At 70.7% G+C, this 24,053-nt stretch carries 20 protein-coding genes and 1 tRNA gene; 11 read left to right on the top strand and 10 right to left on the bottom strand.

Going from position 1 to position 24,053, the window contains the following annotated elements; all coding sequences use genetic code 11:
- Positions 1-4 precede the first annotated feature (4 nt).
- Positions 5-1,408: a sensor histidine kinase gene (locus HYQ63_RS26645; protein WP_179936428.1), complete on the bottom strand. Its 1,404-nt coding sequence runs from the start codon at positions 1,406-1,408 to the stop codon at positions 5-7.
- Positions 1,409-1,655: 247 nt separating this feature from the next.
- On the opposite strand from HYQ63_RS26645, the gene HYQ63_RS26640 reads away from it, so the two are divergent.
- From HYQ63_RS26640 to HYQ63_RS26615, 6 genes are all read left to right on the top strand, one after another.
- Positions 1,656-1,727: transfer RNA gene (locus HYQ63_RS26640), tRNA-Gln, on the top strand.
- 112 nt (positions 1,728-1,839) lie between these two features.
- On the top strand, positions 1,840-3,306 hold the full coding sequence (glmU, locus tag HYQ63_RS26635; protein ID WP_179936427.1) for a bifunctional UDP-N-acetylglucosamine diphosphorylase/glucosamine-1-phosphate N-acetyltransferase GlmU: 1,467 nt from the start codon (positions 1,840-1,842) through the stop codon (positions 3,304-3,306).
- A gap of 74 nt (positions 3,307-3,380) precedes the next feature.
- Positions 3,381-4,358, top strand: a complete 978-nt coding sequence (locus HYQ63_RS26630) for a ribose-phosphate diphosphokinase (RefSeq protein WP_179936426.1) — start codon at positions 3,381-3,383, stop codon at positions 4,356-4,358.
- A gap of 204 nt (positions 4,359-4,562) precedes the next feature.
- Positions 4,563-5,162 carry a 50S ribosomal protein L25/general stress protein Ctc gene (locus HYQ63_RS26625; RefSeq protein ID WP_179936425.1) on the top strand — a complete coding sequence of 200 codons (600 nt, stop codon included), beginning with the start codon at positions 4,563-4,565 and terminating at the stop codon, positions 5,160-5,162.
- A gap of 129 nt (positions 5,163-5,291) precedes the next feature.
- Entirely contained in the window at positions 5,292-5,888 is a 597-nt protein-coding gene (gene pth, locus HYQ63_RS26620) for an aminoacyl-tRNA hydrolase (RefSeq protein ID WP_179936424.1), read from the top strand.
- Between the two features lie 67 nt (positions 5,889-5,955).
- The gene (locus tag HYQ63_RS26615; RefSeq protein WP_179936423.1) at positions 5,956-6,474 is read left to right on the top strand and encodes a hypothetical protein; all 519 of its coding nucleotides are present in this window, start codon (positions 5,956-5,958) and stop codon (positions 6,472-6,474) included.
- A 64-nt stretch (positions 6,475-6,538) separates the two neighbouring features.
- Here the strand turns inward: HYQ63_RS26615 and ppc are convergent, their stop codons facing one another.
- Positions 6,539-9,259: a phosphoenolpyruvate carboxylase gene (gene ppc / locus HYQ63_RS26610; RefSeq protein WP_179936422.1), complete on the bottom strand. Its 2,721-nt coding sequence runs from the start codon at positions 9,257-9,259 to the stop codon at positions 6,539-6,541.
- Between the two features lie 245 nt (positions 9,260-9,504).
- Between ppc and HYQ63_RS26605 the strand changes: the two genes are divergently transcribed.
- Together HYQ63_RS26605 and HYQ63_RS26600 are read left to right on the top strand one after the other, a co-directional pair.
- Positions 9,505-10,485 (top strand): fatty acid desaturase, encoded by a 981-nt coding sequence (locus tag HYQ63_RS26605; RefSeq protein WP_179936421.1) that lies wholly within the window; start codon positions 9,505-9,507, stop codon positions 10,483-10,485.
- Positions 10,482-11,192, top strand: coding sequence for a TetR/AcrR family transcriptional regulator (locus tag HYQ63_RS26600; RefSeq protein ID WP_179936420.1), 711 nt, complete (start codon positions 10,482-10,484; stop codon positions 11,190-11,192). The genes HYQ63_RS26605 and HYQ63_RS26600 overlap by 4 nt, the downstream gene beginning before the upstream one ends.
- A gap of 10 nt (positions 11,193-11,202) precedes the next feature.
- Here HYQ63_RS26600 and HYQ63_RS26595 read toward each other — a convergent pair whose 3' ends face one another.
- Positions 11,203-12,024 carry a trans-aconitate 2-methyltransferase gene (locus tag HYQ63_RS26595; RefSeq protein ID WP_179936419.1) on the bottom strand — a complete coding sequence of 274 codons (822 nt, stop codon included), beginning with the start codon at positions 12,022-12,024 and terminating at the stop codon, positions 11,203-11,205.
- A gap of 109 nt (positions 12,025-12,133) precedes the next feature.
- On the opposite strand from HYQ63_RS26595, the gene HYQ63_RS26590 reads away from it, so the two are divergent.
- Positions 12,134-12,631, top strand: a complete 498-nt coding sequence (locus HYQ63_RS26590; protein WP_009715516.1) for a MarR family winged helix-turn-helix transcriptional regulator — start codon at positions 12,134-12,136, stop codon at positions 12,629-12,631.
- Here HYQ63_RS26590 and HYQ63_RS26585 read toward each other — a convergent pair.
- The 4 genes from HYQ63_RS26585 to galT form a co-directional block, all read right to left on the bottom strand.
- Complete coding sequence (locus HYQ63_RS26585) at positions 12,590-13,402, bottom strand: response regulator transcription factor (protein WP_179936418.1); 813 nt, start codon at positions 13,400-13,402, stop codon at positions 12,590-12,592. The genes HYQ63_RS26590 and HYQ63_RS26585 overlap by 42 nt on opposite strands.
- Positions 13,403-13,779: 377 nt before the next feature.
- Entirely contained in the window at positions 13,780-14,967 is a 1,188-nt protein-coding gene (gene galK / locus HYQ63_RS26580) for a galactokinase (RefSeq protein WP_179936417.1), read from the bottom strand.
- Between the two features lie 61 nt (positions 14,968-15,028).
- Complete coding sequence (galE, locus tag HYQ63_RS26575; protein ID WP_179936416.1) at positions 15,029-16,000, bottom strand: UDP-glucose 4-epimerase GalE; 972 nt, start codon at positions 15,998-16,000, stop codon at positions 15,029-15,031.
- Positions 15,997-17,058: a galactose-1-phosphate uridylyltransferase gene (galT, locus tag HYQ63_RS26570; protein WP_179936415.1), complete on the bottom strand. Its 1,062-nt coding sequence runs from the start codon at positions 17,056-17,058 to the stop codon at positions 15,997-15,999. Before galT ends, galE begins: the two co-directional genes overlap by 4 nt.
- A 111-nt stretch (positions 17,059-17,169) precedes the next feature.
- Between galT and HYQ63_RS26565 the strand changes: the two genes are divergently transcribed.
- Positions 17,170-18,840, top strand: coding sequence for a sodium:solute symporter family protein (locus HYQ63_RS26565; RefSeq protein WP_179936414.1), 1,671 nt, complete (start codon positions 17,170-17,172; stop codon positions 18,838-18,840).
- Between the two features lie 35 nt (positions 18,841-18,875).
- On the top strand, positions 18,876-19,193 hold the full coding sequence (locus HYQ63_RS26560; protein ID WP_179936413.1) for a hypothetical protein: 318 nt from the start codon (positions 18,876-18,878) through the stop codon (positions 19,191-19,193).
- 21 nt (positions 19,194-19,214) lie between these two features.
- On the opposite strand, the gene HYQ63_RS26555 is transcribed toward HYQ63_RS26560, so the two are convergent.
- From HYQ63_RS26555 to HYQ63_RS26545, 3 genes are all read right to left on the bottom strand, one after another.
- On the bottom strand, positions 19,215-19,898 hold the full coding sequence (locus tag HYQ63_RS26555; protein ID WP_179936412.1) for a LuxR C-terminal-related transcriptional regulator: 684 nt from the start codon (positions 19,896-19,898) through the stop codon (positions 19,215-19,217).
- Positions 19,899-20,151: 253 nt separating this feature from the next.
- Positions 20,152-21,942: a hypothetical protein gene (locus HYQ63_RS26550; protein WP_179936411.1), complete on the bottom strand. Its 1,791-nt coding sequence runs from the start codon at positions 21,940-21,942 to the stop codon at positions 20,152-20,154.
- A gap of 261 nt (positions 21,943-22,203) precedes the next feature.
- Positions 22,204-24,045: an ABC-F family ATP-binding cassette domain-containing protein gene (locus tag HYQ63_RS26545; protein ID WP_179936410.1), complete on the bottom strand. Its 1,842-nt coding sequence runs from the start codon at positions 24,043-24,045 to the stop codon at positions 22,204-22,206.
- Positions 24,046-24,053 lie beyond the last annotated feature (8 nt).

The raw sequence follows: 24,053 nt of genomic DNA, 5'->3' as shown, positions 1-24,053 counted from the left end.
GGCGCTATGCGGTTCTCGCTCGGTCGCCCTCGGCCATGTCCGGCCGGGGGCGGGTGCGGTCCGGGATGACCGCCGAGACGCGGAAGCCACCGGCCTCCGTCGGACCGGAGACGAAGCCGCCGCCCAGCGTCGACACCCGCTCCTTCATCCCGACCAGCCCGTTGCCCCCGCTCGGCAGCCCGGCGTCCGCCGCGCCGCGCTCCGAGGGCCCGTTCTCCACCAGCACCGCGATCTCGGCGCCGCGGTGCGCCAGACGGATCCGGGTGCTGGCGCCCGGGGCGTGCTTGTGCACGTTGGTCAGCGCCTCCTGCACCACCCGGTACGCGGTCTGCTCCACCCGCGCCGCGTACCGCCGCTCCTCGCCCTCCACCGACAGGTCCACGGCCATCCCGGCCGCCCGCGACTGCCCGACCAGCGCCTCCAGCTCCGCCAGCCGCGGCCCGGCCGCCTCCACGCCCGCGACCGCGTCCGCGTCCGTGTCCTCGGCGGATTCCGTGGCCGACGCCGTCGCCGCCTCGGCGGCCGCCGTGGCGGCGACCGCCACCGAGGCCAGCGGCACCGGCTTCTGCTCGGCCGGGGCGTCCGACCGCAGGACGCCCAGCATCTGCCGCAGCTCGGTCAGCGCCTGCCGCCCCATGTCGCCCACCAGCGCGGCGTTCTTCGACGCCTTCTCCGGGTCCTTGAGCGCCACCGCCTGGAGCGCCGCCGCGTGCACCACCATCAGGCTCACCCGGTGCGCCACCACGTCGTGCATCTCGCGCGCGATCCGGGTGCGCTCCTCGTTACGCGCCCACTCGGCCCGCTCCTCGGCCCGCTCCGCGAGCAGCGACAGCTCGCGCTCCAGGCCGTCCGCCCGCTCCCGCAGGCTCTCCACCAGCCGTCGCCGGGCCCGGACGTACAGCCCGAGCAGTACGGGGGGCGCGGTCAGCGCCAGGGTGATCGTCAGTGAGAAGAGCGGGGCCTCCCAGAGGGCCGAGCCCAGGTCCTCCTGCGGGTTGTCCTGCCGGAAGCGGATCATCGTGACGAGGAACGTTCCGGCGCCCGCCATCCCGGCCAGCACCGCCGAGATCCGGCGCGGCACCTCGGACGCGGCGAGGGTGTAGAGCCCGACGACGCCGAGCAGCACCCCCATCTCCGCGGGGGTGACGGCGATCGATATCAGCACCACGGCGATCGCCCAGCGCCGCCGCAGCACCAGGGTGGACCCGACGATCAGCCCGAGCACGACGCCGAAGGCGACCGGCATCCGGGCGTCGTGCGCGAATCCGACACCCTCCGCGGCGCATTCGGCCGCCGACGCGACCCCGAGCATGATGTCCAGCACCATGCTGCGCCGCCGCGGCCACCACAATGGGCCGCCGGGTGCGCCGCGCGCACTCGTTTCCTCAGATGCCCCCGTCGCACTCATAGCGACCAGACTACGGCCGCACGCCAGCCCTTTTCCGGGGGACACGGCCGCATGTGTCTCACTCGAACAGTCGGTATATCAACGGTTTTAACTCGAACGGTTGAATCGAGCACGTTTTCGACCAGACGTCCGCATGCCGACCGGGCGCACCGACCCATACCGTCGCGTCGAGGGCGGCCGGTACGGCATAGTGGTGGGGACCAAGTCGACCGCCCGAGCAAGGTGTCCGACTTGGATCTGTTTGCCATCCCCTGTGGTGTAATTGGCAGCACAGTGGCTTTTGGTGCCATTAGTCCGGGTTCGAGTCCTGGCGGGGGAGCCTCTTTCACGGGTCCCGGCCTTTACGGTCGGGACCCGGAGTCGTTTCCGGGGGGAAACCTCTCGGTATCCTGCGGGTGTCCACCCCCTACCCGAAGCCGAAGGGCACACCCGTGAGCGCCAACCGCCCGGCAGCCGTCGTCGTCCTCGCAGCGGGTGAGGGCACTCGCATGAAGTCGGCGACCCCCAAGGTTCTGCACGCCATCTGCGGCCGGTCCCTCGTCGGGCATGTCGTCGCCGCCTCCCGCGAGCTCTCGCCCGAGCACCTGGTGGTCGTGGTCGGCCATGCCCGGGAGCAGGTCTCCGCGCATCTGGCCGAGATCGACGCCGACGCCCGCACCGCCGTCCAGCACGAGCAGAACGGGACCGGGCACGCGGTCCGGATGGGCCTGGAGGAGCTGTCCGACAGCGGTGTGGCCCTCGACGGCACCGTGATCGTCGTCTGCGGCGACACTCCGCTGCTGACCGGCGAGACCCTCAAACAGCTCGCCGGGGCGCACTCCGCCGACGGAAACGCGGTGACCGTCCTCACCGCCGAGGTGCCCGACGCCACCGGCTACGGCCGCATCGTGCGGGACCAGGCGTCCGGCGCCGTCACCGCCATCGTGGAACACAAGGACGCCACCGACACCCAGCGCGCGATCCGCGAGATCAACTCCGGGGTCTTCGCGTTCGACGCCCAGCTGCTCACCGACGCGCTCGGCAAGGTGCGGACCGACAACAGCCAGGGTGAGGAATACCTCACCGATGTGCTCGGCATCCTGCGCGAGGCCGGGCACCGGGTCGGCGCGTCGGTCGCCGCCGACCACCGCGAGATCGTCGGCATCAACAACCGGGTGCAGCTGTCCGAGGCCCGCCGGCTGCTCAACGACCGGCTGCTGGAGCGTGCCATGCTCAGCGGCGTCACCGTGGTCGACCCGGCCACCACCTGGGTCGATGTGACGGTCACCGTCGAGCAGGACAGCGTGATCCACCCCGGCACCCAGCTGCTGGGCACCACGCATCTGGCCACGGGCGCCGAGGTCGGCCCGAACTCGCGGCTCACCGACACCACGCTCGGCGAGGGCGCGGTGGCGAGCTTCACCGTGGCGGAGGACGCGGTGATCGGCGCGGGGGCGTCGGCGGGGCCGTACGCGTATCTGCGCCCCGGCACCCGGCTGGGCCCCAAGTCCAAGGCCGGTACGTACGTGGAGATGAAGAACGCCGAGATCGGCGAGGGCAGCAAGGTGCCGCACCTGTCCTATGTGGGCGACGCCACGGTCGGCGACTTCACCAACATCGGCGCCGCCAGCGTCTTCGTGAACTACGACGGTGAGAAGAAGCACCGTTCGACGATCGGCAGCCACTGCAAGACCGGTTCGGACAACATGTTTGTGGCTCCTGTCACAGTGGGAGACGGGGCGTACACCGCCGCCGGCTCCGTCATCACCAAGGATGTGCCCCCGGGTTCGCTCGCCGTCGCACGCGGCCAGCAGCGGAACATCGAGGGCTGGGTCGCTCGCAAGCGCCCCGGGAGCGCCGCGGCGCAGGCGGCGGAGGCCGCCGCTGCCGCGCACCAGGAGGACGAGGGCGGGCAGTGACCTGCGAACCGGTGCGCCCATCCGGGGGCGTACCGTAAAAGCGCGCACCAAAGTGACATCCAAGGAGACGTGACGTGACCGGGATCAAGACGACCGGCGAGAAGAAATTGATGCTCTTCTCCGGCCGCGCCCACCCCGTGCTGGCCGAGGAGGTCGCCCACGAGCTGGGCGTCAGCCTGGTCCCGACCAAGGCATTCGACTTCGCCAACGGCGAGATCTACGTCCGCTTCCAGGAGTCCGCGCGCGGCGCCGACTGCTTCCTGATCCAGAGCCACACGGCTCCGATCAACAAGTGGATCATGGAACAGCTCATCATGATCGATGCGCTGAAGCGGGCCTCCGCACGCTCCATCACGGTGATCGTGCCGTTCTACGGCTACGCCCGCCAGGACAAGAAGCACCGCGGCCGGGAGCCGATTTCGGCGCGGCTGATCGCCGACATGCTCAAGACGGCGGGCGCCGACCGCATCCTCACGGTCGACCTGCACACCGACCAGATCCAGGGCTTCTTCGACGGCCCGGTGGACCACCTCTTCGCGCTGCCGGTGCTCGCGGACTACGTGGGCGCCAAGGTCGACCGGTCGAAGCTGACGGTCGTCTCGCCGGACGCGGGCCGCGTGCGGGTGGCCGACCGCTGGTGCGACCGGCTGGGCGCGCCGCTGGCGATCGTGCACAAGCGGCGGGACCCGGACGTGGCCAACCAGGTCACCGTCCACGAGGTCGTCGGTGACGTCCGGGGCCGCGTGTGCGTCCTGGTCGACGACATGATCGACACCGGTGGCACGATCTGCGCCGCCGCGGACGCGCTGTTCGCGAACGGCGCGGAGGACGTGATCGTGACGGCCACCCACGGTGTGCTGTCCGGCCCGGCCGCGGACCGGCTGAAGAACTCCAAGGTCAGCGAGTTCGTGTTCACCAACACCCTGCCGACGCCGGGCGAGGTCGAGCTGGACAAGGTCACCGTGCTCTCGATGGCGCCGACCGTCGCCCGCGCCGTTCAGGAGGTCTTCGAGGACGGCTCCGTGACCAGCCTGTTCGAGGAGCACGCCTGATGGGCTTAACCGCGGACCGACCCAGCTGAGGCCACTCCCGGAAGGGGTGGCCTCAAGCCTGGGGGACCGTTGGTAGACTCGTGGGGTTGCTCGGCGAGGGAGGCTGTGGTTCACACGGCTCGTCCGTTATCGACGCGCTCTTCGTAGCAGGTCTGTCGTGGGCCGGGTGACGGCCATCTGTACACGATCTACGAGGAGTGCCCCATGGCTGAGGTCAAGATTCCCGCCAAGCCCCGCACCGAGTTCGGCAAGGGTGCCGCCCGTCGCACCCGTCTGGCCGACCGGGTTCCCGGTGTCGTCTACGGCCACGGTGCCGAGCCGCTGCACGTCACGCTTCCGGCGTACGACCTGCTGATGGCGCTCAAGACCCCGAACGTCCTGCTGCGCCTGGAGGTCGAGGGCGGCAAGAGCGAGCTGGTCATCCCGAAGGCCGTGCAGCGCCACCCGATCAAGATCGGCATCCTGGAGCACGTCGACCTGCTCCTGGTGAGCAAGGGCGAGAAGGTCACCGTCGAGGTGCCGATCCACACCGAGGGCGACCTGGCCCCGGGCGCCAACCTGCTGGAGCACGTGCTCAACGCGCTGCCGGTCGAGACCGAGGCCACCCACATCCCCGAGGGTGTCACCATCTCGATCGCCGGTCTGGACGCGGGCGACACCATCTACGCCAAGGACATCACGCTGCCGAAGGGCACCACCCTGGCCGTCGAGGACGACGCGCCGGTGCTGCACGTCGTCGCCGCGCAGGCCGAGGCCCCGGAGCCGGAGGCCGCCGAGGGCGAGGGTGAGGGCGCCGAGGGCTGATCCCCCTCGTTCCGCATCGCTTGGCGACCGCCGCCCCGCTGCTGCCAGCGGGGCGGCGGTCGCGTATGAGCGCGGTCGCGTATAAGAGACCACTGGGCACAGAAGAGCCTCACTCAGGAGAACGAGACGATGAGCGACGCAGACGCGAGCAGCCCGTGGCTCGTGGTGGGCCTGGGCAACCCCGGCCCGGAGTACGCGGCCAACCGCCACAATGTCGGCTTCATGGTGGCCGAGCTGCTGGCCGAGCGGATGGGCGGGCGCTTCAAGGCGCACAAGTCCCGTGCGCAGGTGGTGGAGGGGCGGATCGGGCCACCCGGTCCTGGCAGCCGACGGGTGATCGTCGCGAAGCCGATGTCGTTCATGAACCTGTCGGGCGGACCGACGACCGCACTGCGCGACTTCTACAAGGTGCCGGTGGGTCATGTCATCGCTATTCACGACGAATTGGACATCGACTACGGCGCGCTGAGGCTGAAACTCGGCGGCGGTGACAATGGCCACAACGGGCTGAAGTCGATCACCAAATCGGGGGGACCGGACTACTTCCGCATCCGTTTCGGCATCGGCCGTCCGCCGGGCCGGATGGATGTCGCGGCGTTCGTGCTGAAGGACTTTTCCGCCGCTGAGCGCAGGGAGTTGGACTACTTCGTGGACCGCGCGGCCGACGCGGTGGAGACGCTCATCGTGGACGGCCTGGAGCGCGCGCAGGGCACCTACAACTCCTGAACGGCACTCGCGCGACTGTTCGGTTGGAGGTTGACCCGGGGCCCGCCGATGGCAAAGATCTACCGCCATGGCATCCACCGGCATCACCAAGCGCAGCCGTACGCGGCGGGCGGGCGAGAGCATGTACGGGCTGCTGTTGCTCGCGAAGAACGTCGCCATGACGCTCGTCGCGCTGCTCATCCTGGTGGCCGGAGTGTGGTCCTCCTGGAGCGACGCCAAGCCCACCATGCTCACCAAGGGGCTGGAGCGCGGCACGCTCACGGTGTCCCGCTGTGACGACGACTGGTGCACCGGCCGGTTCACCCCCGGCTCCAAGGGCAGCGAGGCGCCGGCCAAGGTACGGGTCGACGCGGCGGTCACGGACGGGACGGGCGAGCGGCTGCTGGTGGCCGTCAAGCCGGGCACGGACGAGGTGGTGCGCACCGGTACGGCGGGCATCCTGCACGCCTGGGTTCCGTTCGGCGGCTCGCTGCTGCTGGCGTCGCTGGTCGTGGCGGGCGGGCTCCGCATGCGCCGCACGGCCTGGGGCCTGGGCCTGGCGGGCGCGGCGGTCTTGGGGGCGTCCTTCGCCACGCTGACGTTCTGAACACACCAAGCGGCGGCCCGCTCCTCCGGGGAGCGGGCCGCCGCTTGGTGTTGTGCCGGGGTGGTCAGCCGGTGTTGCGCAGACCCGCCGCCACGCCGTTGACGGTGAGGAGCAGGGCCCGGGCCAGCACCGGGTCGGGCTCTTCGCCGCGCTCGCGTGCGGTGCGCTGCCGGTGAAGCAGGCTCACCTGGAGGTAGGAGATCGGGTCGAGGTAGGCGTCCCGCACGTGGAAGGTCTGCTTCAGGACGGGGTTGGAGTCCAGGAGTTCGGTCTCGCCGGTGATCCGCAGCACCTCCCGCACCGTCAGCTCGTGCTCCGCCTGGATGACGTCGAAGACGTGCTTCAGCTCGTCGGGGACCAGGGTGTCGACGTAGTGCCGGGCGATCCGCAGGTCCGTCTTGGCGAGGGTCATCTCGACGTTGGACAGGAAGTTGCGGAAGAAGTGCCAGTGCTGGTGCATCTCGTCCAGCACGCCGTCGAGCCCGGCCTCGCGGGCCGCCTTGAGACCGGAGCCGACGCCGAACCAGCCGGGGACGATCTGCCGGGACTGGGTCCAGCCGAAGACCCACGGGATGGCGCGCAGCCCGTCGAGTCCCGCACCGGAGTCGGGGCGGCGGGACGGACGGGAGCCGAGGTGGAGTTCGGCGAGCTGGTCGACGGGGGTGGAGGCGAAGAAGTACGCGGGCAGGTCGGGGTCGTCCACCAGGGCGCGGTAGGCGCCGTGGGCGGCGTCGGAGACCGTGTCCATCGCCGCGTCCCAGCGGGCGAGTGCCTCGTCCGACTGGCGCGGGGCGGTGTGCAGGGCCGACGCCTGGAGGGTGGCGGCCACCGTCAGCTCCAGGTTCTCGCGGGCGAGCGAGGGGACCAGGTACTTGTCGGAGATGACCTCGCCCTGCTCGGTGACCTTGATCTCGCCTTCGAGGGTGCCCCACGGCTGGGCGAGGATCGCGTCGTGGGTGGGGCCGCCGCCCCGGCCGACGGTGCCGCCGCGGCCGTGGAAGAGGCGCAGCCGTACGCCGTGCCGGTGGGCGACGTCGCGCAGCAGCCGCTGGGCACGGTGGATCTCCCACTGGGAGGTGGTGATGCCGCCGAACTTGGAGGAGTCGGAGTAGCCGAGCATGACCTCCTGCACATCGCCGCGCAGCGAGACGAGGCGCCGGTAGGAGGGGTCGGAGAGCATGTCGTCGAGGAGCTGGTCGGCGATCTTCAGCTCGTCGGTGGTCTCCAGCAGCGGCACGATGCCGATCTTGGCCCAGCCGCCGTGCAGGTCGATGAGCCCGGCCTCGCGGGCGAGGACGGCGGCGGCGAAGACGTCGTCCGAGCCGGCGCACATGGAGATGATGTAGGACTCCACGATCTCGGGCCCGAAGCGCTCGAAGGACTCGCGGATGGTCTGGAAGACGCCGAGGGTCTTGGCTCCGGCGGCGTCCAGAGGCGCCGGGGAGGGCGCGAGGGGGCGGCGGGAGCGCAGTTCCTTGGCGAGCAGCTTGCGCCGGTAGTCGCGGGGCATGTCCGCGTACCGCCAGGACTCCTCGCCGAGGCGGTCGAAGAGCTGGCCGAGGGCGTGGTGGTGGGCGTCGGCGTGCTCGCGCACGTCCATGGTGGCGAGCTGGATACCGAAGGCGGCCAGGGTGCGGATGGCGCGCTCGAGGCGGCCGTCGGCGATCAGGGCGCCGCGGTGGGCGCGCAGCGAGTCCTGGATGAGCCGGAGGTCGTCCAGCATCTCGGCGGTGCCGAGGTAGTCGCGGCCGGGGACGTGCGGGGCGTCCTTGGCGAGGCGCTCGCGGGTGTTGACGAGCTTCTGCCGCATGCAGGTGGCCTTGAGCCGGTAGGGCTCCTCGGCGTTGAGCCGCTTGTAGCGCGGGCTGATCTCGGGCAGCAGCTCCAGGTCGCGCTGGAGGGAGGCGAGCAGTTCCTCGGAGGCGGCGGAGTTGCGGATGGAGCTGGAGAGGGCGGCGCGCAGGTCGTCGATGATCTCCAGGGCGTCGGTGATGCCGTGCTCGTGCTGGAGGATCAGCACCTCCCAGGTCACCTGGGGGGTGACGTTGGGGTTGCCGTCGCGGTCGCCGCCGATCCAGGTGCCGAAGGTGAGGGGGCGGGTGGTGGCGGGCAGCTCGATGCCGACCCGCTCCAGCTCGGCGGTGAGGTCCTCCAGGACGTCCCCGACGGCGTGGGCGTGCAGCTCGTCCAGGTAGTAGACGGCGTTACGGGCCTCGTCGGCGGGCTCGGGGCGGGCGACCCGCAGCTCGTCGGTCTGCCACAGCAGGTCGATGTTCTCGGCGAGCCGCAGGTCGGCGCGGCGGCTCTCGCCACCGGCGGCCAGGGTGTCCAGCAGCTCGGCGATGCGGCGCAGCTTGTTGAGGACGGTGCGGCGGGCGGCCTCGGTGGGGTGGGCGGTGAAGACCGGGCGGACGCCCAGGTGCTCCACGGTCTGCCGCAGGTGGTCGGCGTCGGCGTCCTTGAGCTGGTCGACGGTGCGGGCGAGGATGCCGCCCTCGGCGGCGCGCCGGGCGCTCAGCTCGCGGCTCCGGTGCACCTGCTCGGTGACGTTGGCCAGGTGGAAGTAGGTCGAGAAGGCCCGCACCAGCTTGGCCGCGGTGGGCAGGTCGGTGGTGCCGAGGAGCTCGGCGGCGGCCTCGCCGTCACTGCGGGTGAGGGCGCGGACGCGCTCGACGAGGTCGAGGAGGTCGGGGCCCTCCTGTCGGACCAGGGTCTCGCCGAGGAGGTCACCCAGACGGCGGATATCGGCACGCAGGGCGGCATTCGTGTGGTCGGCACTGCTCACAGGTGCGGGCTCCTTGCAGTGAACGGGGGGTTCCTAGCGGGGTGCAGCCCCGCGCGGCTGGCGCCGCAGGGCCCGCACCGGGTGCTTTCGGCCATGTGCGGACCGCGCTGTCCGACGTCCCCAGGATAGGCGGCGTTCCCTCGGGGGAAACCAGAGCCCTCTTGCCCCGGTTCGCGGCCCTGCCATACTTACGTCGCCGTAGGTTACGGATCCGTAGCCCAGCCCCGAGCCCCACGAGGGATCCCATGACTGCAAGCCACGACGTGACCCACGACGCACCGAAGGCCCAAGAGCCCCCGCTTCCGTCCGCCACGCTCGGCGGGGACAGCAAGCGTTCCATCGAACAGATCACCCTGCTGCTGTTCATCACCGTCCCGTTCGTCGCGCTGGTCGCGGCGATCCCCCTGGCCTGGGGCTGGGGGGTGAGCTGGCTGGACCTGACGCTGATGGTGGTCATGTACTACATCGGCTGCCACGGCATCACGATCGGCTTCCACCGCTACTTCACCCATGGCTCGTTCAAGGCGAAGCGGCCGCTGCGGATCGCGCTGGCGATCGCGGGTTCACTGGCGGTGGAGGGGCCGCTGGTGCGCTGGGTGGCCGATCACCGCAAGCACCACAAGTTCTCCGACGCGGAGGGCGACCCGCATTCGCCGTGGCGGTACGGGGAGACGGTCCCGGCCCTGCTGAAGGGGTTGTGGTGGGCACATATCGCATGGATGTTCGATGAGGAGCAGACGCCGCAGTACAAGTACGCGCCGGACCTGATCAAGGACAGTGCGGTCCGCAACATCTCCCGCCAGTTCGTGGTGTGGACGGTCGTGTCGCTGCTGCTGCCCGCCGCCATCGGGGGCCTGGTGACCTGGTCGTGGCAGGGGGCCGCGACCGCGTTCTTCTGGGGATCGCTCGTTCGGGTGGCGCTGCTGCACCATGTGACCTGGTCGATCAATTCGATCTGCCACGCGGTGGGCAAGCGTCCGTTCAAGTCGCGCGACCGGTCCGGGAACGTGTGGTGGCTCGCGGTGCTCTCGTGCGGCGAGTCCTGGCACAACCTGCACCACGCGGATCCGACGTGCGCCCGGCACGGGGTGATGAAGGGCCAGCTGGACTCCAGCGCCCGGATCATCCGCTGGTTCGAGAAGCTGGGCTGGGCGTATGACGTCCGCTGGCCGAACGCGAACCGGATCGACTCCCGCCGTAAAGAGGCCCCTGCCGAAGCGGCATGATAGAGGGCGTGGAGACCGACAGTAATACCAGCGGCAGCAACGACCGGGCGGCCCGGGCCGTCCGGTCCTCCGGATCCGGCCCCCGGCGCCCCCGCCGGGTACGGATGACCGGCAAGGAGCGCCGGGAGCAGCTGCTGGACATCGGTCGGGCGCTCTTCGCCGAACGGGGCTTCGAGGGCACCTCGGTGGAGGAGATCGCGGCGAAGGCCGGGGTCTCCAAGCCGGTGGTGTACGAGCACTTCGGCGGCAAGGAAGGGCTGTACGCGGTCGTGGTGGACCGTGAGATGCGGCGGATGCTGGACATGGTGACCACGTCGCTGACCGCGGGCCATCCACGGGAGCTGTGCGAGCAGGCCACGTTCGCCCTGCTGGACTACATCGAGGAGTACACGGACGGCTTCCGCATCCTGGTCCGTGACTCCCCCGTCGCCCAGTCGACGGGCACCTTCGCCTCGCTGATCAGCGATATCGCCACCCAGGTGGAGGACATCCTGGGCCTGGAGTTCAAGGCCCGCGGCTTCGACGCCAAGCTCGCCCCGCTGTACGCCCAGGCCCTGGTGGGGATGGTGGCGCTGACCGGCCAGTGGTGGCTGGACGTCCGCAAGCCGAAGAAGTCCGAGGTGGCGGCGCATCTGGTGAACCTGGCCTGGCACGGCCTGGACGGTCTGGAGCAGAAGCCGCGGCTGATAGGCCACCGCAAGGCGTGAGCAGGCGTCCTCACGCCTGCTTGTGGGCCACGGCGAAGATGCGCCGGAACGGGAAGGCCGTGCCGTACGGGGCCGCGGGGTAGGCCTCGCGGAGGAGGGCGGCGTATTCGCCGAGGAAGCGGTCACGCGCGGCCGGGTCGTCGGCGAGGGCGGTGAGGACGGGCCGCAGGGCGGTGCCCTTGGTCCAGTCGAGGACGGGGTCGGGTCCGGTGAGGATCTGGAGGTAGGTGGTCTCCCAGGCGTCGACCTCGCAGCCCAGCGCGGTGAGCCGGTCGAGGTAGTCGAGGGGTTCCAGGGCGGACGCGGGGCTGCGCACGGCGTCGACGAGGCGGTCGCGCCACTGCGGGGCGTCGCACAGGTCGCGCAGCAGGGTGTGGCTGGGGGCGCCGAAGTTGCCGGGGAGCTGGAAGGCGAGGGTGCCGCCGGGGCGCAGGGCGGCGAGCCAGGCGGGGAAGGCGTCGGCGTGGCCCGGCATCCACTGGAGCGCGGCGTTGGAGACGATGAGGTCGTAGGTCTCGTCCGGCTCCCAGCGCAGGGCGTCGACGGTACGGAAGTCGAGGCGGCCGCCGCCGGTGGTGGGACCGGCGAGGGGCTGGGCCTGGTCGAGCATCTCGGCGGAGCTGTCGAGGCCGGTGACGTGGGCGTCGGGCCAGCGGTCGAAGAGCAGGACCGTGACGTTGCCGGGGCCGCAGCCGAGGTCGGCGATGCGGGGCGGGCGGCCGGGTTCCGCGGGGAGCGCGGGGATGTGGGCGAGGAGGTCGCGGAAGGGGCGGGCCCGATGGCCTGAGTGGCGGAGGTACTGGGCCGGGTCCCAGTTGGGTGACGTACGCATGGTGAAGTCCCTTGAGCGGGTACGGTCGGTACGAGCAGGCTTACCGTCCTCCAGGGTGTCTCTTGATGTCAAGAGACTTCATGTCGACAGACCTACTACACTGATCGTCATGGACGACGAGGTCGATCGACTGGTTGCGGCATGGCGTCGGGAACGCCCCGACCTCGATGTCGAACCGCTCGAAGTGCTCAGCCGGGTCAGCCGGCTCGCGCGCCATCTCGACCGGGCGCGGCGGATCGCCTTCAGCGAGCACCAGCTGGAGTCCTGGGAGTTCGACGTGCTGACCTCGCTGCGGCGGGCCGGAACCCCGTACCAGCTCTCCCCCGGGCAGCTGCTGACCCAGACCCTCGTCACCTCGGGCACCATGACCAACCGCATCGACCGGCTGGCGAAGAAGGGCCTGGTCGAGCGGCTGCCCGACCCCAGTGACCGGCGCGGGGTGCTGGTCCGGCTCACCGCGGAGGGACGCGACCGCGCCGACCAGGCGCTGGCCGGGCTGCTGGACCACGAGCGCGCCATCCTCGCCGAGCTGTCCCAGGCCCAGCGCGCCGAGCTGGCGGCACTGCTACGCCAGCTGACCGCCCCGTTCGACAATTTCCCCGGCTAGGTCGACCGGGCCCACGCCCGCCCGCCGGGCCAGCGCCACGGCGGCCAGCGTGGAGTGCACGCCCAGCTTGCCCAGCACGTTCTGCATATGGGTGCGGACGGTGTGCGGGGACAGGAACAGCCGCTCGGCCACTGCCTTGCGGCCGAGCCCGGCCACCATGCAGCGCAGCACTTCCCGCTCACGCGGCGTCAGCGATTCGACCAGCCGCTCGCTCTCGGTGCGGTGCTTACGAGCCGCCGTCAGCTCCCGCAGCACGCCGGTGAGCAGCGCGGGCGGCAGATGCGTCTCATCCCGCAGCACCCCCCGGATCACGGCGAGCAGCCGGACCAGCGAACAGTCCTTGGCCACCCAGCCGGACGCCCCGGCCTGGAGCGCCGCCGCGGCCCGGCGCGGATCGTCGCGCTCGGCCAGCACCACGGTGCGCACCCCGGGTTGAGCGGTGCGCACGCCGCCGACCAGCGCTATGCCGTCCTGCGACCGCCCGTTGACCCGCCCCGGCGGGCCCGCGCCCGGGCCGCCGCCGTGGGCGGCCTCGGCCGGTACGGCCTGCGGCACATGGACCGGTTCCCCGTTCAGCGAGCCCAGATCGGCGTCGATCAGAAGGACGTCGAAGCGGCGCCCCTCGGCCACTCCGCGCTCCAGACAGCGCAGCGCCGCCGGGCCGCTTCCGGCCGCCGCCACGTCCACGTCCTGTTCCGCCGCGAGGGCGGCGGCCAGTGACTCGGCGAAAATGCGATGGTCGTCGACCACCAGAACCCGAATACGTGCCACGGAACCCCCCACGTCGCCGGATATTCCCGGATACCCCGAGAAGCAGTACGGGTACGGCGCCCGGGAAGGGATCACCGCAACCGCACGGCCGCCGCCGTGCTGAGATCGCTACCCCACCCCGGGCGTCGTACCTGACTGTCTCGCCCCCTGATGCACGTCGGCCCCCACCGACGCTGTGCTCAGCGTAAGGCCGGGGTACGCCATCCGGAGCGAATGAACGAAACTGCCCGGCCTCGCCTGTTTACGGTGGTCTTTGTGTTCGGTCTTGGGGAGTAAGGAAGCCAAGAACGGCGAAAATTGATCGCTCAACGGCCGAAGGCAGCGAGGCAGCCCGGATCGTCCGAAGAACCCCTTCCGGCTGGAGGGCCTCCTACGGGCTACAGCCGCCGGGCGCCCGCGCTCGGGACCGCCGGGAAGATCCGCGGGGCCCGGTGTCCGGCGGCGGCGAAGGATTCGGTGACCGCCTTGGCCACCGCGTCCTCGTCCGCCACCTCGACCAGCACGATCGCCGAGCCGCCGAAGCCGCCGCCGGTCATCCGCGCGCCGAGCGCGCCCGCCGCGTTCGCCGACTCCACCACGAGGTCCAGCTCGGCGCAGGAGATCTCGAAGTCATCGCGGCACGAGGCGTGTCCGGCGGTCAGGACCGGGCCGATGGACCGGGTGTCGCCCCCGTCCAGCCGCTCGATGACCTCCCGCACCCTCTGGTTCTCGGTCACCACATGGCGCACCCGGCGGCGCACGGTGTCATCCACACCGAGCCCGGCGAGGGTGGTGAGCGTCGCGTCCAGGGTCTCGAATTCCACCTCGCGCAGCGCGGGCACGCCGAGCGCCCGCGCGGCCGACTCGCACGCGGCGCGCCGGTTGGCGTACGCGCCGTCGCCCAGCTCGTGCTTCACCCGGGTGTCCACGACCAGCAGCCGCAGCCCCTCCGCCGCGAGGTCGAACGGCACCTGCCGCTGGGTGAGGTCGCGGGCGTCGAGGAAGAGCGCATGGCCCTCGGTGCAGCAGGCGGACGCCATCTGGTCCATGATCCCGCAGGGGACGCCGACGAACTGGTTCTCCGCGCGCTGGCACAGCTGGGCGATGCGCTCCGGGGTGAGCCCCAGCCCGTACAGCTCGCTGAGCGCGGTGGCCGTCACCACCTCCAGCGCGGCGGACGAGGACAGCCCGGCGCCGGTGGGCACCGTGGACGCGTAGTGCAGGTCCGCCCCGCCGGCCGCGGCACCGGAGAGCAGCCCCTCCTCGCGCAGCGCCCACACCACGCCCGCCGGGTAGGCCGCCCAGCCGCCGCGGTCGCCGCCGGTGCCGCCCGCGGCGACCGGGGTCAGCTCCTCGACGCGCAGCCCGACGACCCCGCCCGGGGCGTCCCCGGAGTGGACGCGCAGCACCCCGTCGGTGCGCGGCGAGGCGGCCGCCAGGCAGGTGTGGGGCAGGGCGAGCGGCATCACGAAGCCGTCGTTGTAGTCGGTGTGCTCACCGATCAGGTTGACCCTGCCCGGCGCCGCCCACACGCCCTCCGGGTCGGTCCCGTAGACCTCCCGGAACCCCGCCGATACGTCGCTCACTCGCTGTCCCCTGTCCCTTTGTTCTGGTCTTCCGCGGCCGGGCGGCCGCGCGTTCCGCCGCTCAGTGCGTGCGCCGCGCGAAGTCCCACGCGTCCGCGACGATGCCCTTCAGGTCGGCGCGGCTCGGGCGCCAGCCGAGGCGCTCCTTGGCGCGCTCGGCCGAGGCCACCAGCACGGCCGGGTCGCCGCCCCGGCGGTCGGCGACGACCTCGGGGATCGGGTGGCCGGTGACCTGGCGGACGGTCTCGATGACCTCGCGGACGGAGAAGCCGTTGCCGTTGCCGAGGTTGCAGATCAGGTGCTCGCCCGTGGCAGCAGCGCCCAGCGCGAGGAGGTGGGCGTCGGCCAGGTCGGCGACGTGGATGTAGTCGCGGACGCAGGTGCCGTCGGGGGTCGGGTAGTCGTCGCCGAAGACGGAGATCGCCTCGCGGCGGCCCTGCGCGACCTGGAGCACCAGCGGGATCAGGTGCGACTCGGGGTCATGGCGCTCGCCGTACGCCCCGTAGGCGCCCGCGACGTTGAAGTACCGCAGGGAGACCGCGGCCAGGCCGTGGGCGGCGCACTCGCCGCTGATCATGTGGTCGACGGCGAGCTTGGTGGCGCCGTACGGATTGGTCGGCGCGGTCGCGGAGTCCTCGGTGATCGGGGCCTCGTCCGGTTCGCCGTAGGTGGCGGCGGTGGAGGAGAAGACGAGGGTGCGCACCCCGGCGTCCCGCATCGCCGCGAGCAGCGCGGTGGTCCCGCCGACGTTGTTGACCCAGTACTTCTCCGGGTTGACGACGGACTCCCCGACCTGCGAGTACGCCGCGAAGTGCAGCACGCCGTCGTACGAGGCCTCGAGCCACTTGGCCGCGTCCTGGATGCGGCCCTCGATGAACTCCGCGCCTTCCGGAACGCCCTCGCGGTGCCCGGTGGACAGGTCGTCCAGGACGGTCACCTGGTGTCCGGCCTCCAGCAGATGCGCGGCGACCACGCTGCCGACATAACCGGCACCGCCTGTGACCAGGTACTTCTTCTGCTGCGCATTGCTCACTTGCTGGCTACCTCTCGCAGTCGCTCGGCCGCGGCCTCCGGCGGCACATCATTGATGAACACATTCATGCCGGATTCGGAACCCGCGAGAAACTTCAGCTTGCCGGAAGTGCGGCGGATGGTGAAAAGCTCGAGGTGGAGTGCGAATTCCTCGCGGTCCGCGCGGCTCACCTCCCCGCCCTTGCCGAACGGCGCCTGGTGCCAGGCGGCGATGTACGGCGTGGGCGGCTCCCCTTCCCCGAAAATCCGGTCGAAGCGCTTCAAGAGTTCCAGATACATCTGTGGAAACTCTGTGCGCGCGGCATCGTCCAGCGCGGTCAGGTCCGGGACCCGGCGCTTGGGGTAGAGGTGCACCTCGTACGGCCAGTGCGCGGCGTACGGGACGAAGGCGGTCCAGTGCTCGCCGTCGAGCACGATGCGCGATCCGTCGGATCGCTCCTCGGCGACCACATCATCGAACAGATTCCGACCGGTCCGCTCACGGTGCTCGACGGCGGAGCGGAGCATCAGCCGGGTACGCGGCGTCGGAAAGGGATACCCGTAGATCTGGCCGTGCGGATGGCCGAGGGTGACGCCGATCTCCCTGCCGCGGTTCTCGAAGCAGAACACCTGCTCGACGGAGGGGAGTTGGGCCAGCTCGGCGGTCCGGTCGGTCCAGGCGTCGAGGACCAGGGCGGCCTGCTCGGCGGTGAGGTCGGCGAAGGAGGCGTCGTGGTCGGAGGTGAAGCACACGACCTCGCACCGGCCCGCGTCACCGGCCAGCGAGGGGAAGCGGTTCTCGAAGACGACGACGTCGTAGTCGGAGGCGGGGATTTCGCTGAGCCGCCCGTCGCGCGAGGGGCACAGCGGGCATTCGTCGGCCGGCGGGTGGTACGTGCGCCCCTGGCGGTGGGAGGCGACGGCCACGTCGTCGCCGAGGAGGCGGTCGTGGCGGATCTCGGAGCGGGTGGAAATGGGGTCGAGCGGCCGCTGATCGACGGCGTCGCGCGCAGCGTCGTCGCGCGCGTCGTAGTAGATCAGCTCGCGTCCGTCCGCGAGCCGCGTCGCCGTCTTCTTCACGTCCGCCAGCTCCTGTCAGCATCACCCAACACAACTAAACATAATGAACCACAAGCCAACAGCGACGTCAATGCGCGATAGAGATGCCCGAATAAAGCAGGATGGTGATTTATGCACCTTCTGGCAGCAGATCTCCGGCTCCCCACCAACGCCCTCGACTACACCATCCTGATCCTCTACTTCGCCGTCGTACTCGGCGTCGGATTCGCCGCCAGACGAAGCGTGAAGACGAGCCTGGACTTCTTTCTCTCCGGCCGGTCACTGCCCGCGTGGGTCACCGGTCTCGCCTTCGTCGCCGCCAATCTGGGCGCCCTGGAGATCCTGGGAATGGCGGCCAACGGCGCCCAGTACGGCGTCTACACGGTGCACTGGTACTGGGTGGGCGCCATTCCGGCCATGGTCTTCCTCGGCCTGGTGATGATGCCGTTCTACTACGGCTCCAAGGTCAGGTCGGTGCCCGAATTCCTGCTGCACCGCTACGGGCCGTCCTCGCATCTGCTCAGCTCGATCATCTTCTCCGTGGCGTCCGTGCTGATCGCGGGCGTCAACCTCTACGCGATGGCCATCGTCGTCGAGGCGCTGCTCGGCTGGCCGCAGTGGGTGGCCATCGTCGTCGCCGGGCTGTTCGTGCTCGCGTACATCACCCTGGGCGGGCTCTCCTCGGCGATCTACAACGAGGTGCTCCAGTTCTTCGTCATCCTCGCCGCGCTCATCCCGCTCACCGTCGTCGGCCTGAAGCGGGTGGGCGGCTTCGGCGGGCTCAAGGACTCCCTCGAAGCGTCCCACGGCCCCAACTTCACCTCCGCGTGGGGCGGCACCGGCATCGGCTCGGGCAACCCGCTGGGCGCCAACTGGCTCACCATCGTGCTCGGCCTCGGCTTCTGCCTGAGCTTCGGCTACTGGACGACCAACTTCGCCGAGGTCCAGCGCGCGCTGTCCGCCAAGAACCTCTCGGCCGCCCAGCGCACCCCGCTGATCGCCGCCTTCCCCAAGATGTTCATCCCGCTGATCGTGGTGGTCCCGGGGCTGATCGCCCTGGCCGTCGAGCCGGGGATCGGCTCCAAGAAGAGCGATCTCCAGTACAACGACGCGATCCCGCTCCTGATGAGCGATCTGCTCCCCAACGGCGTGCTGGGCATGGCGGTCACCGGACTGCTCGCCGCCTTCATGGCGGGCATGGCGGCCAACGTCTCGTCCTTCAACACGGTCTTCACGAATGACATCTGGCGGGCGTACGTCATCAAGGACCGCGCGGACGAGTACTACCTGCTGACGGGGCGGGTGGTGACCGCGATCGGCGTACTGGCCGGGATGGGGACGGCGTTCATCGCGTCCTCGTTCAGCAACATCATGAACTACCTCCAGACCCTGTTCTCGTTCTTCAACGTGCCGCTGTTCTGCGTCTTCATCATCGGGATGTTCTGGCGGCGGGCCACCGCCCCGGCCGGGTTCTGGGGGCTGCTCTCCGGCACCGTCGCCGCGATGATCAACTACTTCTGGCTCTACAAGGACGGCGTCATCTCCATCCCCAGCGACCAGGGCGCCAACTTCGTCTCCGCCATCGTGGCGTTCGTGGTCGGCGGGGTGGTGATGGTCGCCATCACGCCGTTCACCAAGCCCAAGCCGGAACAGTCGCTGGCCGGACTGGTCTACGGAACCACCGCCCCCGGCATCGCCGAACCCGCGGCGCCCGGCGACGAGGCCTGGTACCGCAGGCCCGCCCTGCTCGGCTGGGGCGCCATCGTCCTCGCCGCCCTGGCTTACGTCCCGTTCTCCCTGTGAACCCGTGACCCTCCTGCGGATAAGGAACCCGCGCCATGAGTGACGACTACGAGTATCAGCACGAGGTCGAGGAGCTGGAGGGGAAGTCGGCGACCGCGGCCCGGCTCTTCGACGTACGGCGCATCATCGGCGGCCTGTTCGTGATCTACGGGATCATCGTCACGATCGCCGGAATCACCGCCTCCGACGCGGCCCTGAAAAAGGCCGAGAACATCAACATCAACCTGTGGACGGGCGTCAGCATGCTCGTCCTCGGCCTGCTCTTCCTGCTCTGGATGAAGCTCAGGCCGCTGCCCGTGCCCCACCCCGCCCCCGAGCAGGGACCCGACCGGCCCGGGGACGCGGAGGGCTGACGCGGTCGGCCAGGTGGCCGGCTAGGTCTCGGCGCTGCGGTGCGTCGCCGCCCGGTCCAGCAGACCGGTGCGCGCCGCAAGCGCCGCCGCCTCCAGCCGGGATCCCACCCCGAGCTTCATCAGCACCCGCTGCACATGGGTGCGCGCCGTGCTCGGCGCGATGCCCATGCCCGCGGCGATCAGCCGGGTGTCCTCGCCCTCCGCGACCCGCATGAGCACCTCCACCTCGCGCGGGGTCAGCATGCGCAGCAGCCGGGCCCCCTCGTCGTCCGGCTGGGCCGCGGGGTTGAGCAGCTCCGCGAACGCCCCCTGCAACAGCTGCGGGGCCACCGCCGCCTCGCCCGCGCGCGCCTTCATCATGGCGCGCTCGACGCCCTCGATCCGCTCGTCGTGCCGGACATAGCCCGACGCGCCCGCGGCGAACGCGGCGGCGATGCCGCGCGGGCTCGGCACCGGGCCGAGCACCACCACCGCGACCTGCGGCCGCTCCTTCTTGATCCGCACGACCGGTTCGAACACGCCCGGATCGGCGGGTGTCGCCGTACCCAGCAGACACACCTCCGGTGCCCGGCTCACCACCAGCTCCGCCGCTCCCGCGCTCGGCGCGGCCGCCGCGAGCACCCGGTGCCCGCGCAGCTTCAACGCCGAGGCGAGGGCCTCCGCGAGCAGGCGGTGGTCATCGACCACCATGAGTCGCACGCCCATGAGTTTCCCCCCTTTGCCCCGGGAAGCTACACGCTTGTTCGACGTTGCGCGCCCCTTACCCGGAAGAAGCCCCCCGGAATGCCGAAATCCCGCCCATCTGCGCCTACTTGACACCTCATTCACGTCTGAAACAGATCGATGCGGCCTGCCCGGCCGAACGGATTCGATCATGGCGAACCCTGGCGGAAAACGGCGGCGGCCCCGCCCGTACGGTGCGTACGGGCGGGGCCGCCGAGGTGGTGCGCCGGTGGTGTCAGCTGCCGCCGAAGATGATGGCCAGCGGGTCGTCCTTGTCGTACGAGCCGGAGGGCTTGTCGGCGTAGACGGTGCTCATGTACAGCCGCTGGTCGGAGTAGATGATCTCCGAGTAGCTGGGGCTGAACTTCGACTCCATCTCCCCGCTGTCGGCCGGGTTCTGCAACAGCTTCGCCTTCTCGTACGACTTGGGGTCGATGCGCCACACCGCGCCGCCCTCGTCGAAGGTGCTCTCCTGGTAGGCGAGCACGAAGCCGTCCTCGTCGAGGCCGAGCGGGGTCATCGCGGCGGCCTTGACGCCGTCCGTCTTGCCGACCGGCTTGCCGGTCGACAGGCTGAACGCCACGATCTCGTTGGCCGCGGTGGTGCTGTCGTAGCTGTTGCGGTCCTCCGACCCCAGGAAGAGGGCGTCGGCCGACTTGCTGACGGCGATCTGGCGGCAGCCCTCGACGCTGGTCGAGGGGCACTTGGCCTGGTACTTGCCGTTCTCGGTGCTGATCTTCGCGCGCACCGTACCGGCCTTGGCGCTGTCGTCGATGGACAGGAAGTCGGAGACCCCGGAGCCGGTCGAGTCGCCCGCGTCGAGCCCGATCACCAGCGGGTTGGTGGACGCGATGTGCACGTAGTCGATGCCCTGCGACACCTTGTACGCGGACTTCACCGCGCCCGTCTTCGGGTTCAGCGTCTGGACCTGGATCTGCGGGTTGTCGTACTGACCGCACCGGCGCACCGCGACCAGCTTGGTCTCGCTGCCGGCATAGCCGCGGTCCTCGCAGTCGCTGGTGGCCTGCGGCTTCCACAGCTGCTTGCCCGACGACGACCAGGCGGCGCCGCCGCTGGTGCCGCCCGCGGCGACCGTGCCGCCGCCGAAGGTCACCTCGTCGAAGGGAACCTTCTCGTCCCCGTCACTGACGTCCCGGTGCCACCGCATCTTGCCGTTCTTCAGGTCCAGCAGCGCGACCTGGTTGCAGCTCGGGTACTCGTCCTCCTTGGTCGGCTTGGTCTCCTGGTAGAGGACCGCGGTCAGACCGTCCTTGGAGACGTGATCCGAGGACCAGCAGACCGCACCGGCGAGGGGAATCGACCACTTCGCGGCGCCGCCGTCCAGCGGGTAGCCGTCGATCTTGTTGACCCCGGCCTTCACGAAGGTGTCGCCGACGGTCCACATGCCCTCGACCGTGACCTGGTCGTTGACCTTCGGCATGGGGAGCTTGTTGACCAGTTGGGCGTTGACCGTCTTCGGGGCGGGCTTGTTCTTGGTGCCGCCCGTGCTGCCGCTGGTGCTGCCCTGGCTGGTCTGCTTGTCCTTGCCCTTGGCCTGGTCATCGGTGTCGCCGCCCTTGGTGGCGAACCATATGCCGCCGCCGATGACCAGCGCGACCGCGACCACGGCGCTGACGATGACCGCCATCCGCTGCTTGGACCGGCCGCTGCCGCCGGGGCCGCCGCCCTGGCCCGGGCCGCCGGGGTACTGCGGCTGGGGCGGGTAGCCGTACCCCTGCTGGCCGTACTGCTGCTGGCCGTAGGGCTGCTGCCCGTACTGCTGCTGGCCGTACTGCTGCTGGTACGGGGACGGCATGGCCGCCTGGGTGGGCTCCGCGTGGACCGACTGCCCCGGGTAGCCGTAACCACCCGCGCCCTGCGGGGGCGTCTGCGGCGGCTGCGACGGCGGGCCCGGGGGCGGCGGAGGCGGTACGGGCGGCTGCTGCGGATAGCCGTAACTCGGCTCCTGCGGCGCGCCGAAGCCGCCCTGCGGCGGCTGATTCGGCGGCGGAGGCGGCTGTGACATGGGTATTCCTTCTAAGGCGAGCCCATGGACCGACTCGGCCTCCCCCGCGATCCCGGCGGCCGGAGCCCGCCGGGATGGAGCGAATCGGACATGCGACCCGCCGGTGAGCAGCAGGGCAAGGCGGGAGTTCTTTGTATCACCCGGTCATGACAAGCCACGGGCCGGTCGGCATCTATCGAGCAGCTGAGACCGGCCCGTGACGCGACTGTTGCTCACGCGTCGTCGGCCCTCACAGGCCGTCGGGGCGCACGCGCCGCCCGCTCACGCGTCGTCGGCCAGCTCCAGCCAGCGGGTCTCCAGTTCGTCCCGCTCCCCCGTCAGCTCCCGCAGCTTGGCGTCCAGCTCGGCGACCCGGGTGAAGTCCGTGGCGTCCTCGGCGATCTGGGCGTGCAGCGTGGACTCCTGGTCGCTGATGCGGTCCAGCCGCCGCTCGATCTTCTGGAGTTCCTTCTTCGCGGCACGCTGCTCGGCCGCCGAACGCTGCCCGCCGGACGGCGCCTCCGCGGCCTTCTGCTTGCCGGACGCCTGCTTGCCGGAGCCGGACGTTGACGGGGCCGTCGCCTCGGCCAGCGCCCGCTGCCGCCGCTCCAGGTACTCGTCCACCCCGCGCGGCAGCATGCGCAAGCTGGCGTCGCCCAGCAGGGCGAGCACCCGGTCGGTGGTGCGCTCCAGGAAGTACCGGTCGTGGCTGATGACCACGAGCGAGCCCGGCCAGCCGTCGAGGAGGTCCTCCAGCTGGGTCAGGGTCTCGATGTCCAGGTCGTTCGTCGGCTCGTCCAGGAACAGCACATTGGGCTCGTCCATCAGCAGCCGCAGGATCTGGAGCCTGCGCCGCTCACCGCCGGACAGGTCGCCGACCGGCGTCCACTGCTTCTCCTTGGTGAAGCCGAACTTCTCGCACAGCTGCGACGCGGTCATCTCCCGGCCCTTGCCCAGGTCGACGCGCTGCCGCACCTGCTCGACGGCCTCCAGGACGCGCAGGTTCCGGTCGAGTTCGGCGACCTCCTGCGAGAGGTACGCGAGCTTCACGGTCTTGCCGACGGCGATCCGGCCGCCCGCGGGCTGCCGTTCGCCCTCGCTGCGCGCGGCCTCGGCGAGGGCGCGCAGCAGCGACGTCTTGCCCGCGCCGTTCACGCCCACCAGGCCGATCCGGTCGCCCGGCCCCAACTGCCAGGTCAGATGCTTGAGCAGCACCTTCGGCCCGGCGGTGACGGTCACGTCCTCCAGGTCGAAGACCGTCTTGCCGAGGCGGGAGTTCGCGAACTTCATCAGCTCGGCGCTGTCGCGCGGCGGCGGGACGTCCGCGATCAGCGCGTTCGCCGCCTCGATGCGGAAGCGCGGCTTGCTGGTGCGGGCCGGGGCGCCGCGGCGCAGCCACGCCAGCTCCTTGCGCATCAGGTTCTGCCGCTTGGCCTCCTCGCTGGCGGCGATGCGCTCGCGCTCGGCCCGGGCGAAGACGTAGTCGCTGTAGCCGCCCTCGTACTCGTGCACCGCGCCGCGCTGCACGTCCCACATGCGGGTGCAGACCTGGTCCAGGAACCAGCGGTCGTGGGTGACGACCACCAGCGCCGAGCGGCGCGCCCGCAGATGACCGGCCAGCCAGGAGATGCCCTCGACGTCGAGGTGGTTCGTCGGCTCGTCCAGGACGATCAGGTCCTGCTCGGCGATCAGCAGCTTGGCGAGCGCGATACGGCGGCGCTCGCCGCCGGACAGCGGGCCGATGACGGTGTCCAGGCCCTGCGGGAAGGCGGGCAGGTCGAGCCCGCCGAAGAGCCCGGTGAGAATGTCCCGGACCTTGGCGTCGCCCGCCCACTCGTGGTCGGCGAGGTCGCCGATCACCTCGTGCCGGACCGTCGCGGCGGGGTCGAGCGAATCGTGCTGGGTCAGCACGCCCGCCCGCAGGCCCCCGGCGTGGGTGACGCGGCCGTCGTCGGCCGGTTCGAGCTTGGCGAGGATCCGGATGAGCGTGGTCTTCCCGTCCCCGTTACGGCCGACGACGCCGATCCGGTCGCCCTCGTTGACCCCGAGGGACACGCCGTCCAGCAGCGCGCGGGTGCCGTACACCTTGCCGACGGCTTCGACGTTGACCAAGTTGGTGGCCATCACACTCC

The organism is Streptomyces sp. Rer75 (assembly GCF_013414305.1).
GTDB classification, from domain to species: domain Bacteria; phylum Actinomycetota; class Actinomycetes; order Streptomycetales; family Streptomycetaceae; genus Streptomyces; species Streptomyces himastatinicus.
The sequence above is the reverse complement of the archived record's forward strand: the minus strand, read 5'-3'. Positions and strand labels throughout refer to the sequence as shown.